Annotated in this window: 12 protein-coding genes; 7 read left to right on the top strand and 5 right to left on the bottom strand. The window is 45.4% G+C overall.

Features of this window, described 5'->3' with window-relative positions; genetic code table 11:
• Window positions 1-33: 33 nt before the first annotated feature.
• The 4 genes from QL234_RS23535 to QL234_RS23520 all read right to left on the bottom strand — a co-directional run bounded on the left by QL234_RS23535 (window position 34) and on the right by QL234_RS23520 (window position 3,183).
• Entirely contained in the window at window positions 34-1,341 is a 1,308-nt protein-coding gene (locus QL234_RS23535) for a sphingomyelin phosphodiesterase (protein WP_281560213.1), read from the bottom strand.
• 422 nt (window positions 1,342-1,763) lie between these two features.
• The gene (locus tag QL234_RS23530; protein WP_281560212.1) at window positions 1,764-2,144 is read right to left on the bottom strand and encodes a VOC family protein; all 381 of its coding nucleotides are present in this window, start codon (window positions 2,142-2,144) and stop codon (window positions 1,764-1,766) included.
• Between the two features lie 52 nt (window positions 2,145-2,196).
• On the bottom strand, window positions 2,197-2,538 hold the full coding sequence (locus tag QL234_RS23525) for a 5-carboxymethyl-2-hydroxymuconate Delta-isomerase (protein ID WP_281560211.1): 342 nt from the start codon (window positions 2,536-2,538) through the stop codon (window positions 2,197-2,199).
• Between the two features lie 27 nt (window positions 2,539-2,565).
• Entirely contained in the window at window positions 2,566-3,183 is a 618-nt protein-coding gene (locus QL234_RS23520) for a LysE family translocator (protein ID WP_281560210.1), read from the bottom strand.
• Window positions 3,184-3,838: 655 nt separating this feature from the next.
• Between QL234_RS23520 and QL234_RS23515 the strand changes: the two genes are divergently transcribed.
• The 7 genes from QL234_RS23515 (at window position 3,839) to QL234_RS23485 (ending at window position 11,814) form a co-directional block, all read left to right on the top strand.
• The gene (locus QL234_RS23515) at window positions 3,839-6,733 is read left to right on the top strand and encodes a TonB-dependent receptor (protein WP_281560209.1); all 2,895 of its coding nucleotides are present in this window, start codon (window positions 3,839-3,841) and stop codon (window positions 6,731-6,733) included.
• A 300-nt stretch (window positions 6,734-7,033) separates the two neighbouring features.
• Window positions 7,034-8,551: a tryptophan halogenase family protein gene (locus QL234_RS23510; RefSeq protein ID WP_281560208.1), complete on the top strand. Its 1,518-nt coding sequence runs from the start codon at window positions 7,034-7,036 to the stop codon at window positions 8,549-8,551.
• Window positions 8,552-8,676: 125 nt separating this feature from the next.
• Complete coding sequence (locus QL234_RS23505) at window positions 8,677-9,594, top strand: aldo/keto reductase (RefSeq protein WP_281560207.1); 918 nt, start codon at window positions 8,677-8,679, stop codon at window positions 9,592-9,594.
• A gap of 193 nt (window positions 9,595-9,787) precedes the next feature.
• On the top strand, window positions 9,788-10,150 hold the full coding sequence (locus tag QL234_RS23500; protein ID WP_281560206.1) for a hypothetical protein: 363 nt from the start codon (window positions 9,788-9,790) through the stop codon (window positions 10,148-10,150).
• A gap of 105 nt (window positions 10,151-10,255) precedes the next feature.
• The gene (locus QL234_RS23495; protein WP_281560205.1) at window positions 10,256-10,975 is read left to right on the top strand and encodes a transporter substrate-binding domain-containing protein; all 720 of its coding nucleotides are present in this window, start codon (window positions 10,256-10,258) and stop codon (window positions 10,973-10,975) included.
• Window positions 10,976-11,111: 136 nt separating this feature from the next.
• Complete coding sequence (locus QL234_RS23490; RefSeq protein WP_281560204.1) at window positions 11,112-11,360, top strand: DUF6289 family protein; 249 nt, start codon at window positions 11,112-11,114, stop codon at window positions 11,358-11,360.
• A gap of 208 nt (window positions 11,361-11,568) precedes the next feature.
• Window positions 11,569-11,814, top strand: coding sequence for a DUF6289 family protein (locus QL234_RS23485; RefSeq protein ID WP_281560203.1), 246 nt, complete (start codon window positions 11,569-11,571; stop codon window positions 11,812-11,814).
• 163 nt (window positions 11,815-11,977) lie between these two features.
• On the opposite strand, the gene QL234_RS23480 is transcribed toward QL234_RS23485, so the two are convergent.
• Window positions 11,978-12,790: a putative porin gene (locus tag QL234_RS23480; RefSeq protein WP_281560202.1), complete on the bottom strand. Its 813-nt coding sequence runs from the start codon at window positions 12,788-12,790 to the stop codon at window positions 11,978-11,980.
• Window positions 12,791-13,020 lie beyond the last annotated feature (230 nt).

The following is a 13,020-nucleotide window of genomic DNA, read 5'->3' as shown; positions in this document are numbered from 1 at the left end:
CCGGCAGCAGTCTACCGGCGTTGTCTGTTAGTGCTAAAAGGTTAACTCGGCCTTGACGGCAAAGTGGTCGCTCAGATCATACTTGGTAAAAACATCCTTGTGGATGCTGCGCGGTGTTACCACCCTGGCTTCTGACTCAAGCGGTGTTAAGTGCCGGGTAGAATATAAGACATAATCAAGGATCTCAGGTATGCCGGAGGTCCAGGCGTTGACATTGCCGTCGGCGGTATAAAGGTAACCGCCACTGCGGCTCACTTCTTCCGCCTGCAGGATATTGAGCATATTGATGTACTCCTGCTCATAGTTTGCCTTGTCGACATTGAGATCTCCGGCAATGATCACCGGCTCATCACTGCTGATATCCTTGGCTGTGATAAAGTCTGACATTTGCTGGAACTGGTTGGCCCGTGTGGTCTGGTTTTTTGGCTCCGGCCAGGCCTGGGTATGGCTGCCAAACAGGTGATAGATCTTGCCTTGTTTGTTGATTTTCCCGTAAATCACCCCTTTGGCGGCAATACAGTCGTCTGCGTCGCAGTCATTGTAGGTGATTTGATCTTCTGCTTCTATCGGCCAGCGGCTGACAATCAGTACGCCGCCGTCTTCCAGCGCGCCGCTACGATCGACAACTTTGGTCTGGTAGGGATATTCATCTTTCAGGCCGTTTAAAAAGTTGCTGCGGTTGCTGTTATCAAATAACTCGGAAAAGACAATGGCATCGTAACCGTCCAGCTCTTTGGTTAGCAGGTTCAGTCGCTCGCCGACGCTTTTTGACACTATGCCCGGCAGCAGGGCCCAGACATTGTAGGCCAGCACTTTAAAGTTGTTGCTCTGTCCTACGCTGGGGTATTGCGGCTTGGGATGAATAACATAATAAAAATCATCGCCGTTAACCCGGGCCGACTCTGCTTTGACCGCTATTGAGGTCTCGCTAGTGATAAAATCCCGGGTAATGCTATGGATATTTCTGTCGTCATACCAGGGGCTGTCGTCCATACCGTGCCAGATGGAACTGAAATTCCAGGTGCCGGTGAGTTTTTGCCGTAAAACCGTGCTGCTGCCGTCTTCACTGGTCACCTGGGTGTCAAAATAAAAGTCTTCGCCCCAGGTGATGCCGGTATCCCGGTTCATTTCCAAAAAACGCACTGTGGCCAAAGGAGGCACTTTGGTGGCGTGCTGTTTCCAGTGCTCGCCTTTGTTTAAGGAAGCGCCGTATTGGCTGATATCCAGGGTTAATTCTTGTTCGGTATTGTTGGTCAGATAGATATAACTTTCTGCGTTGCTGGCCAGGGAGGCCAGTAGCAGGCTAACGCCGGTGATAAATTTAAACAGATATTGCTGCATGAAACTTCCTTTTATTTATATTATGGTTTTTATATCAACGAGTTTGAGTGTTTAACCGGACTCTTTACTATTACGCGACCAAGGATTAAATTTTCTTGAGCGCAGGCTGTTTATCTTGCCTCTTAATCGATAAAGTTTCCAGTTGTTCAGCTCTGACGTGAAGCAGCTTGCCGGGGTTGTCCTTCTGTTTTTTCCGGGCTATTTACTCTTGGCTTTGTTTGCAGTTATTTAGCTTAGGGCCTGTTTATCTTTGGCCGTGAATTATCTTTTTGGCTGTTTTTGCACCTATCCGCGTTAGAAAAATGTCATGTAGAACAACTACACATCCATTTTTTTGCCTTGATATGTGCAAAAACCGCTCAAAAATCTTAATCCCCTCTAAAGATAAACAGGCCCTGGTTGTCAGTTTGATTTCCGGCCAATTAGCCGCTTTTTTCAACACGCCACGGGGGATTTAAGCGGTTTTCTCCGGCCCAGTAAAGTTTTATTTTGTTACCGCTGGGATCAAATAAAATCGCCTCCCGCCATAAAAACGACATGTCCTGGGGCATCTGGCTGAACTCGAGTCCTTTGGCTATTAACTGCTCAACCAGCTGGTCCAGCTCCTGATGTTCAAAATAAATGGTGGTTTTGTTGGTAAAAGTGTCTGTTTCCAGGGACAGGGAAAAGGTTGCTCCGCCTTCGGGACATTCAAAACGGGCGTAGTGCGGGGTATCGACGATTTGTAAAAAGCCCATTTTCCGGTAAAAGCTTGCCGCTTCTTCCATATCGTTAACGGGCAGGGTGACTTGATTTAAATTCATAAGTTTTCTCTCCTTTAACTTAAATTCATAGGGTGAGTTGCGGGTGGGCTTTTTAAGCGTGAATCACCTGTTTGGCATAGCTGTGTTTGTCGATATCCAAAATTTCAACCGTCAGGGATATCGCGCTTAGGCCCAGTTTACTCAATTGCTCTAAGATGGCCTGTGACAGCAAGTTTTTTTGCTCCGGGCTGCGTCCGCTCAGGAGCTTGGCCTGGACATGGATGAAAAACCGGCTGCCCTGGCCTAATTTGGCATGCTGATAGGCAAGTGCCCGGGTTTTGATATCCTGCTCGTCAAAGAGGGCGGCATTGACCGAGCCCAGGTGGACAGCCTTGATGATGTCCTGGATATGGGGTTCCAGCTCGGATGAATACTCGATAATGTTATGTGGCATAGTTGTCTCTGCTGTTTTGTTTCTGCACTACTTCTGCATTGTGGCGGTCAAGGCGCCTGCCCCTATCAGCATAGTGCCGCTGACTTTGTTAAAACCCGTTTGCAGTTTGGGTGATTGCACTTTTTGGCGCAGTTGTCCGGCAAACAGGCTATAAAAGGACACGCTTAACCCCGATACCAGTAAAAAGGACATCGCCAGTATCAATACCTGGGGCAGGTAAGGCTGGGCGGTATCGATAAATAACGGGAAGAAAGCCATAAAAAAGACGATGCCTTTGGGGTTTAATGCTGTCACCAGCAAGGCTTCCTTAAAGATGGTGCCGCTGGCTATACCTCCTTTATCCGTATCTTCTGCTTTTGTGGCTTTACTCCGCCATGCCTTGATGCCCAGATAACAGAGATAAGCCGCTCCCAGGTATTTAAAAACAGTAAACAGGGTTGCAGACAGCGCTAAAATGGCGCCCAGGCCAAGCACAGATAAACTCATGGCAATCATATCGCCGGATAAGACCCCTAAGAGCAAAGGCAACACGGAGCGTTTACCGTAAGTTAATGACTGGCCCATGACCAAGAGCAGGGTAGGTCCGGGTGAAAAGCATAACATCATTGCCGCCAGGGTAAATGAAATCCAGGTTTCTATGGTCATAAAAATCTCCTTAAAGTGCCGGCCGCTATTGTCTTAACCAAGGTCATAGCGGGCAACAGATTCGATAATAAACTTTATATACTTTTTTGTTTGTAAAGTAAATGATTTACTTATTGATGATGCGGTTTTGTTTTTAAAAACGCTCACCCTGGTTCAGGGGGAGCCGGCTTATGTGACAGCAGTATTTCTTGCATACGTATTCAGCTTTTTGGCCGGATAACAGGTTAAAGCAAAAAGAACGGTGTTAATGAAGCATGATTTTCAGTGGCCGAGGGAGCTTTTTTCGCCTGATAAAATGTTAATGCGCGCGTCCGGGAAAAATAATGGCTAAAGTTTCTTCCCTGTTTAAAACAGGCGCTGGCGGTATCATTTATCAGCAAGTGTTTGTGTTTTCAAGCTTAGTTTTTGCTTGTGCTCTATCTGCGGAAACTGTTTGTTGGTGATATGAGGTTTTGCCCTTTTTATAGGCTTGCACCGCTATTTTCCTTGTTCGATAATGGTGCCCGAAAATATGAATACGTATGCATCATATGTTCTTGGCCTGGAGTCCGCCTTATATTAGTTTCATCCACCCATGAGTGGGTCACTAAATAACCATCAAAGATCAGTTGGGAATGCTGAAGATAAATAAAACAAGGATGGAACGGGGGAAAGCATGATGAATTTTAAAGCAAGTAAAGTTACACTGGCGCTGCTCTCAAGCGGCTTTATGGCGGTTACACTGCCGGTATTGGCGGCTGAAGAGCAATCGGCTTCGGGTCAGGAACAAGGTGTTGGTGAAAAAGAAGCCGTGGTTGGCACCGAAGTCATAGAGATTAAAGGTATACGGCGCAGTCTTATCAGTTCACTGGATAAGAAACGTTTCTCAGATATGGTTTCTGAAGTGATTGATGCCGGGGACTTGAATTCTCTGCCGGATATTTCTATCGCCGATGCGTTAGGACGTCTTCCCGGTGTGACCACCGTCAGAGCCAGTGGTCAGTCTTCCCAGTTAAATATCCGCGGCATGAACGGTGATTTTATTCAGACGACCCTCAACGGCCGTGAACAGGCCAGTACCAGTGGTTATACCGCAGGCAGTCGCTGGATTGCTTTTGATCAATATCCGTCCGAGCTGATCTCCCAGGCAGCAGTATACAAATCTCCCAAAGCTTCCCTGGTGGAAGGGGGCGTTGCCGCAACGGTGGAGTTAAAAACGGCCAACCCGCTGGAAGCAAAAGAAGATCATAATTTTGTTACCAGTGCACGGCTTTCCTATAACGATGCTGCTTCAGATGTCGGTGCCGATGATATGGGCAACCGTTTCAGTTTTTCTTATCAGGGCAAGTTTCTTAATGAAACATTAGGTTTTGGCTTTGGACTGGCGCATATGGAGCAGCCAAATAATGCCGAAGAATATAGTGCGCGTAAGTATGAGCGGCTACAAGATTTTGACGGTGACGGTGTTCAGGAAAGAGCTCCAAACGGTTACCAGATACGTGCGGCAAAAGGCACGGATGAACGTTTAGGTTTGATGTCGACTTTAGTTTATCAGCCTAATGATGTTTTTAAGGCTCAATTTGATTTTTTCAGATCGGAATTTGAATCTGAAGATAAAATGAACGGCTTAAACATCGACGGCTTAAATAAGGATAACAGTTTATACAATGTTGCCAACCCGGTTATTTCTGATGGTTACCTGGTCGGCGGGGATGTTACCTTAACCGGCACTAACGGTCCCTGGGTGGAAATGCGCTCAGAAGATCAGTCAACCGATTCCACCACTGACAGTTTTGGTTTAAAACTCGAATGGGTATTTGACGATTACGAAATTTACTTTGATGCCGCCCATTCTAAAGGTAAAAAGACCCGTCTTGACCGTATTGCTTCCATGCATGCTTACGAATTCGGCACGCAAACTTTAGAAGATGGTACTGTGGTTGATACCTGGCAGGAACTTAGCGGCCAGGGCTTTTCTTTTGCCAATAACAGCAAAGATGCCGTCGATATGGTATTAAATACCGATTACACGGATTTATCTCATATGCGCCTTGGCGACTGGGAGCAGTTCCCCCATGAATATACCGATGAAATCGACAGCATCAAGGTAGACTTTAAATATCATCTTGATTCGGGTTTTATCAGCTCCATTGAAGTTGGCGCCCGCTGGTCCGACAGAACCTTCTCAGACAAACGTTCTACCTTCAGATGGGGAGCTCGTGAAGGGCAAAATGGTTATCAACTGCCGGACGGCACTATCGTGACCAACCAAAACTGTGAATTTAACCACTATGATCATGCCTGTACCCCGATTTCCCTGGACGGGTTCGCCACGGTCAAGAATATGAACGGTTTTTCCTACTTGGATTTAGACCTGGTGGGCATTGCTGATGCTGCTTTTGGCCTGGGTAACTATGATGCCCAACAAACCTGGGAGCATAACTGGACCCTGATTGAGAGCGGTTCGGTACGGGAGAAAGTACTGGCGGCTTACGCCATGGCCAACTTTGAAAGCGAAATTGGTGATATTCCGGTTACGGGTAACTTTGGTGTCCGGGTGGTGAAAACCGATACCAAATCCCGCGGTATCCAACAGCTTCAAGGGGATGAAACCGGTGACGGCATTACCGATGATAACGGTGTAACCCGCGACGATTACGCCAATGTAAATTACGGGCCTGAGTATACCGATACCTTGCCGTCTATTAACCTGAACTTCCAAATCAGCGATAATGAGCAAATCCGTTTTGCTGCGGCCAAAGTGATAGGTCGTCCGCCGGTACATCAGTTACGCGGCGGCGCCGGATCATGGGCGGATACCGCTAATGACGGTGTCAGTCAGCGTTATAATGTCTGGTCCAAAGGTAACCCGAACCTGGACCCCTTCCGCGCTACGCAATATGATTTATCCTATGAGCACTTCACCGAAGGCGGTGGTGCATTTGTTGCGGCATTATTTTGGAAAGATATCGATACCCTGATTGAAAGTGTCACCTATAACGAAGGGGAAATTGCCTGGTCACAAATCGGTATTGAAGCACCGGAAGGTTTTGTCGAAGGCCAGTACCAAACGACACAAAATAATGATCAGGGGGGTTATATCCGCGGGGTAGAATTGGCTTATACCACGGTATTTACCCAGTTGCCGGGTGTCTTCTCTACCTTAGGTATGAATACTAACTATTCCTATACCGAGAGTGAAACCACGGTCGATGGCGGCGGTGTTTTTGATGATCAGCAACTGTCGCTTCCCGGTCTGTCTAAGCATGTCTTTAGTGCGACTTTATTCTGGGATATCGACAATTTCAGTACCCATTTAAATGTTCGCTACCGCGATGATTATATCTATGAGGGGTCAACGCCCGGCGGTACTGCCTATCAATATGCCGATGCCTATACCGTGGTCGACTGGCAGGGAACTTATTCCTTTGATAATGGTGTAGATGCGGTATTGCAGGTGAATAACCTGACCGACGAAGCTAATACCACTAACTATGGTACGTCGCTGGCTAGCGGGGAATACAAGAAGTTCGGTCGCCAGTTCTTCCTTGGGGTTAATTACTCATTCTAGTGTTAATTGGATAAGTGTTAACGTGAACTGTCATTGAAAAGAAAACCACTTGATCGCAAGATTAAGTGGTTTTTTATATACAGGACGTATGGTCAACTTACACGCTCCAGGCGTAAGTTAAGTACCTAAAGTCCAGTACGGCAATGCCGAGGTTTAACGGAAGAAAGAGAGCGGCTATAGACAGGATGTATATTGGTTGTGATGTTATGGATGACAAGCAAGGAGGATTAACCGGGGCGTTATCGGTGCTTTGTTGTTAAGTTGGCCGTGCCGCCAGGTAATGAAAAGATCGAGGAGTATATGATGTCTGAACATCAGGCTAAATCAATTGTTATTGTCGGCGGCGGTACTGCCGGTTGGATGGCCGCTAATTTGATGGCGAAAAGCTGGCAACATCTGGGTTTTAATATTCGTTTAATCGAATCTCCGGATATCGGCATTATCGGTGTGGGCGAAGGGTCTACCCCCCAGCTTAAAGGGTTTATGGATTTTCTGGGCATTAAGGAAAGTGATTGGATGGGACAATGTAATGCCACCTATAAAAATGGTATTGAATTTGTCAATTGGTCGACTAAACCCGGATTTTCCCGCTATTTTCATCCGTTTCCGGCGCAAACCGATGACTATAGCGCCCCGGGCTTTTTTCATAATAGTTATATCCGCCGTAAAGGCATCTCGGTTGAAGGACATCCCGATCACTTTTTTCTGGCCAGCTACCTGGCCAAACATAAATTAGCACCTATCCCGGAATTTCATTTTCCTTTTGAAACCAATTATGGCTATCACTTTGATTCGGCCTTACTCGGCAAATTTTTGGCGGGAAAGGCACAAGAATTCGGCGTCACTCATACCCGGGGAACCGTTGCCGAGGTGAAGTTGCATCTTAACGGCGATATCCAAAGTGTGATCACACAAGCTGGTGAAACTATTGCCGGGGATATCTTTATTGACTGCACCGGATTTGCCAGTTTATTGCTGCAACAGCAGCTGAAGGTGCCGTTTAAAAGCTTTGGCAATAACCTCTTTAATGATGCCGCGGTCGTATTGCCGACAGAGCAAACGCAGCAGCTAGGTTCACAAACCATTTCCACTGCGCTAAAACATGGTTGGGCCTGGGAAATCCCGTTAACCAACCGTAACGGCAATGGTTATGTTTACAGTTCGGCTTATTCCAGCAGCGATAGTGCCGAAACGGAATTAAGGGCCAAGCTTGGCTTGCTTGATGCTGACGTTGAGGCGCGCCACTTAAAAATGAAAGTTGGCAGGGTAGAGCAACACTGGCATAAAAACTGTGTTGCCGTCGGTTTATCCCAGGGCTTTATCGAGCCGTTGGAAGCCACCGCCTTGCACCTGGTGCAGGAAACGGTGCAAGGCTTTATTGACTGCTACCAAAAAGGCAACTTTTCCGGCCAATATCAGGGGGAGTTTAATGCCAGTGTCAATGCCCGCTTTGAGGCCGTGCGCGATTATATTGTCGGCCATTATCGTATTAACTCACGCACCGACAGTCAGTACTGGCTGGATAATGCCAATAACAACCAGCTTTCGGCGAGCCTGGTTGCTATTTTACAATGTTGGATGCGGGGGGATAACCTCAGTGATGAACTGGATCGTCAGAAAATTGATCATTACTATCCGTCGATATCCTGGCATTGCTTGCTGGCGGGTTATGGTTTGTATCCTGATAGCGGGCAATTAAAGCCCGGTAATGAATATGCCAATAAGTATAATATCGGGCAGATCACTGACTTTATCAGCCGTTGCGGATTGAACTTTAAACCACACCGCCAGAAGCTGGCGGAATTGAGTGCGGGTTAACTTTTTACTTAAACTTTTGCTTAAATTCAGGGAGAGTTTTAAATCGCTGAAATGTTTTATCGTTTACATCATGTTGTTAAAGTTTTACCTTCACTTTTTACTTTAAACCGGGCAAGCAGGTGACAATGAAAAATATTCAATTAGGAAAATCCGGGCTAAACTCCTCACGGTTTATATACGGCTGTATGCGCATTACCGGCGATAACTCTTCAGCGGACAGGGCAAAAGGGAAACTGGCGCTGCGCACCGCCATTGAAGCAGGTTATAACCACTTTGATCATGCCGATATCTATGCCGGCGGTTTAAGCGAATCTTTATTTGCCGAGGTATTAAAAGAAAACCCCGGGCTGAGGGAGCAGTTGATTATCACTTCCAAGGCCGGGATCCGTATTGAGAATACCCCAAACCCTGGCGATCCCAAATGTTACGATTTTAGCCGGGATTATTTAGTGAATAGTGTTGACGGTATCCTCAAACGGCTGGAAATCGAGACATTGGATATGTTTTTACTGCACCGCCCGGATTATTTATTTCATGCCGCTGAGGTGGCGGATACCTTAATGCAGCTCCACAGTGCCGGTAAGGTGAAACATTTCGGCGTCAGCAACTTCACGCCCTCCCAGCTCAGCTTATTGCAATCGGCATTGCCTTTGCCGCTGATGGTAAATCAGGTGGAAATTAATATCCATAATATCAACAGCTTTACCGATGGCACCCTAGATCAGTGTCAGCAGTTGGGGATAACTCCGGTTGCCTGGTGCCCCCTTGGCGGTGTGGCTTATTCGGCCTGGGGCAACACCTTTAGCGCCGCAGACGAGCAAAGGATCGAAAATGAGTTAACCCTGCAGGCGGAAAAATATCAATGTCAGCCGTGGCAGGTGATCCTTGCCTGGTTATTGAAACATCCGGCGCAAATATGTCCTATTATCGGTTCCACTACGCCTGAGCGTATTCTTGCCGCCAAGCAATCCCTGGAGTTGGATTACAGCCGGGAAGATTGGTATCGCCTGCTTGAAGCCCGAAATGGTGAGCCGGTTCCTTAGTTGGCAAAGGAGAATTTATTGCTTTGAGGAATGATGTTATTCCCCTTTAATCTAATGCAAAACATTACAAGGCATTACAGGATATTAACAAGTACCCGTCAGGGTGTTATTATTTTCTTTACTGTGGATTGGAACCATCCCGATCTTACAGGCTGTGCTGTTAATTTTTTGTTTTATGTAAGAGGGGGGAAAGATGGACAAAACTGATGATCAGAGTAAAAAAAGCAGAGCCAACCTTTCGGAAAAATTTTCCCCATATCAATCTCTTATGGCCATTTTATTGATCAGTATGCTGGTTTTTGCCAGTGTACTTTTGTATCCCTCTAAAATTTCTGAGCAATTTAATTTTCCTTCGCTCAGCCTGTGGCAATACAACAGTGAAACTTCTTTGCTACCCAAACCTTCCGGGGAAAAAGTGGCTAAAGATAAGCTGGAGCCATCATCTTTTATGACCAGTGAACAGGTGAATTTAGGGCAACTGCTGCTTGAGTTGGCCAATGCAAAAAATTCCGGCACCTCAACATCTTATAACCAGGCGATGGGTCAGGGAGCCTGATTTTCACTTATCTCGATTTTTATTCTTGTTGGCAGGTACAAATAAGGTTATAAATAATTGCTTGTGCATTTGGGTTGATGATACGGCTTCACCAGCGGGGGATAAATGTTAAAAAATAGCGCCTTTATAGTGATTTTTTCCCTGCAATGTATTTCAGTCGCTTGTGCCCAGGAACCCCTTGAAGTTGTTACCGAAGACTGGCCCCCTTATAGTTTCTTGTTACCCGATGGCAGTGTCGGCGGGATCGCGACAGAGAAAGTCCGCACTGTGCTGGATAAAGCCGGGCTTGAATACCGCATTAACCTTTATCCCTGGGTACGCGCCTATAAGATGGCGCTGACGCAAAAGAACGTCTTGATCTATTCCATATACCGCTCCAGGGAGCGGGAGTCAAAATTTCAATGGCTTTGCCCGTTATTGCCGACACATCCCATGTATTTTTATGCTTTATCCAATCGAAAAGATATTAAGGTCAAGACTTTGGAAGATCTTAAGCAATACACCATAGGGATCACCAAAGAAGAGTATGGCTATCAATATTTGCTTGAGCATGGCTTCAAAGAAAAGCAGCACCTGGACATCACCCCTAACTACGACATTAATCTGCGTAAGCTGATCGAGAAAAGGGTGGATTTTATTATCGAATCCAGCCATACCATGCAAATGAGGTTACAGGGCATAGGTTATAACTTTGAGCAGGTGACGCCGGTTTTTGAGATGGATACAGATACGGTTGCCGATAATTGCATGGCTTTTAGCCTGAAGACACCGCCAGAAATTGTCGAGCAGGTAAGGCAGGTTTTTTTCCAGCGAACAGAAAGATAATAAGTTGTCTTCCTGTTTTTTACATTGTAAATAAAATGTAATTTTCATTTACAATGGTTGGCAACTACATTAGGGTGATTTAAAGGTTTGACAGTAATCAAGCCTTTAAATTTTCTAAAAAATAAAAGGAATAACAATGAAATCAAATTTAAAGAAAATTGCAGCCATCGCGTTCACAGGTATTACACTTTCAGCAGCTTCTTATGCCTATGCAGCAAGTTCCGGCTATATTAAAGAATTCGTTTATTATTCTGATGCAAGTTATTCAACGCCTGTTGGCGAAAAAGTGGTTAACCAATGTCGTGGAACCACTTATTCGAGTGGCCAAGTCACTTCTTATGTAAGACTTGTTGGTATGGAAATGTGCGGTGGCAATGAGTTTTAACTAAAACGCATAAACACTTGTTGTGCATTTAGCCAGTCTTATCCAGGACTGGCTTTTTTATAGTTTGCTCTAAATAGAAGGTTTACAAAGTTGAGTTGTTATATTAATGTTAATTTTCAGGTGAGTTGTGGTAGCGAACTCGGTCGGAAAGACCGGGCCCTCGTTTTCTAATCCTGGTTAATGTTAAAAACAATAAAAGGGTTAACCTATGCAAACATCTTTAAAAAAACTTATTTCAATCGGCTTGACCGGTGCAACCATTTTTGGCGCTTCTTATGCCTATGCCGCATTTTCTATTTTAGAATTTGCTTTTTATTCTGATGCCAGTTATTCAACGGTTGTCGGAGAGAGGGTTGTTAACCAGTGCACTAATAGTAGCTATACTTCAGGCACGGTGACGCCTTATATGAGGATTGTCGGCTCTGAGTCTTGTGGCGGTGGAATTCGCCGATAAGCAAGGATTTTCTCGGGGTTAATCCGGGAAGTTATATTCGGGCAGGCGGTGAAAACTAAGCGACCAGTTTAAGTTGGAAAACCGTCCATTAATAAAGCCAGTTATCCGGGATAACTGGCTTTTTCTTTACGCCATATCGGCGTGAGCATTAACTACTTTACTGTTAAAACTGAGCAGTAAAGTCGATAGTGTACAGATCGTAATCGATGTCACTGTCGGTATTGCTTTGGTAGCTGGCGCCTAAGGCGTAGTTTTTGTTGAAGTAATGCTTGGCGCCGACAGAGTAGTCGTCGTCGTCATTGTAGCTGGCTGCCATTGATGTGTGGCTGTTGAAGAAATATTCCACACGGCCTGCCAGATCATTGTCGGCATCGTCAATATCACTGAAAGAGACTTCTGCTGTCAGGTAACGGCCTTGTCCCAAGTCGGTGAAGTATTTTGTTGCCAGGGTCTGAACATCAGTATCGTCATCGGTAGAGTAAGTAAAACCGATATAATCACTGTCATTAATCTGATGGTTATATGAAGCAGAAAACAGATATTCATCGTTATTATCATCTTTAACAACTTTGATTAAAAAGTCATCAGAGATCAAGTAACCTAAGGTCAGGCTATAAGTATCGTCGCTACCGCTATGATCAAAGTCGTTATAGTGGTATGTCGCACCGACTAATAGCTTGTCGATAAAGGCTTCGCCGCCTAAGGTGAAATTTTTGCTGAAATCGGTATCGGTGAAGCTGCCAAATACATTGCTGGTTTTATTGATATATTCGAACTCATCCAGCGGCCCTAAAGTTGACTTTTTGTCGAAATAATAACGGCTGTTGAGGGAAAAAGCATCGCTGTCGTTATATTTGGTATCTAAGTCGCTGTATGAAACGGAAGAAAAAGACTGGTAATCCTCAGCGTGGACTCCGGTGCTGGCTAAAAGGGAAGTGCCGGTTAATAATAAGGCGGCAATAGGTAATAATTTCATAAAACATTCCTGATTGTAGTTTGACATTGTCAGTGTTAAAAATGACGGGCGCATACTAAATGTTTCGTACGAAAGATGCTAGCTATTAAGTTTATGAAAATGTTAGTAATTGTAAAAGTTGTGTGGAAAAAAAACAAAAACAGCATGTTTTCTATTCTTGTTTTGTTTACTGATATAAAACAGATTATTAACAAGGTGGCGGCGTAGGAGAGAGGAATAGCCTGTGCAGC

Source organism: Thalassomonas sp. RHCl1 (assembly GCF_947387555.1).
GTDB lineage: Bacteria > Pseudomonadota > Gammaproteobacteria > Enterobacterales > Alteromonadaceae > Thalassomonas.
This window is presented reverse-complemented; position numbering and strand designations above follow the sequence as displayed.

Excerpts from the sequence above, each read along its gene's own strand:
- QL234_RS23485 (WP_281560203.1), top strand. The coding sequence starts at position 11,569 with ATGCAAACATCTTTAAAAAAACTTATTTCAATCGGCTTGACCGGTGCA.
- QL234_RS23495 (WP_281560205.1), top strand. The coding sequence starts at position 10,256 with ATGTTAAAAAATAGCGCCTTTATAGTGATTTTTTCCCTGCAATGTATT.
- QL234_RS23510 (WP_281560208.1), top strand. The coding sequence starts at position 7,034 with ATGATGTCTGAACATCAGGCTAAATCAATTGTTATTGTCGGCGGCGGT.
- QL234_RS23535 (WP_281560213.1), bottom strand. The coding sequence starts at position 1,341 with ATGCAGCAATATCTGTTTAAATTTATCACCGGCGTTAGCCTGCTACTG.
- QL234_RS23490 (WP_281560204.1), top strand. The coding sequence starts at position 11,112 with ATGAAATCAAATTTAAAGAAAATTGCAGCCATCGCGTTCACAGGTATT.
- QL234_RS23515 (WP_281560209.1), top strand. The coding sequence starts at position 3,839 with ATGATGAATTTTAAAGCAAGTAAAGTTACACTGGCGCTGCTCTCAAGC.
- QL234_RS23525 (WP_281560211.1), bottom strand. The coding sequence starts at position 2,538 with ATGCCACATAACATTATCGAGTATTCATCCGAGCTGGAACCCCATATC.
- QL234_RS23520 (WP_281560210.1), bottom strand. The coding sequence starts at position 3,183 with ATGACCATAGAAACCTGGATTTCATTTACCCTGGCGGCAATGATGTTA.
- QL234_RS23500 (WP_281560206.1), top strand. The coding sequence starts at position 9,788 with ATGGACAAAACTGATGATCAGAGTAAAAAAAGCAGAGCCAACCTTTCG.
- QL234_RS23530 (WP_281560212.1), bottom strand. The coding sequence starts at position 2,144 with ATGAATTTAAATCAAGTCACCCTGCCCGTTAACGATATGGAAGAAGCG.
- QL234_RS23505 (WP_281560207.1), top strand. The coding sequence starts at position 8,677 with ATGAAAAATATTCAATTAGGAAAATCCGGGCTAAACTCCTCACGGTTT.
- QL234_RS23480 (WP_281560202.1), bottom strand. The coding sequence starts at position 12,790 with ATGAAATTATTACCTATTGCCGCCTTATTATTAACCGGCACTTCCCTT.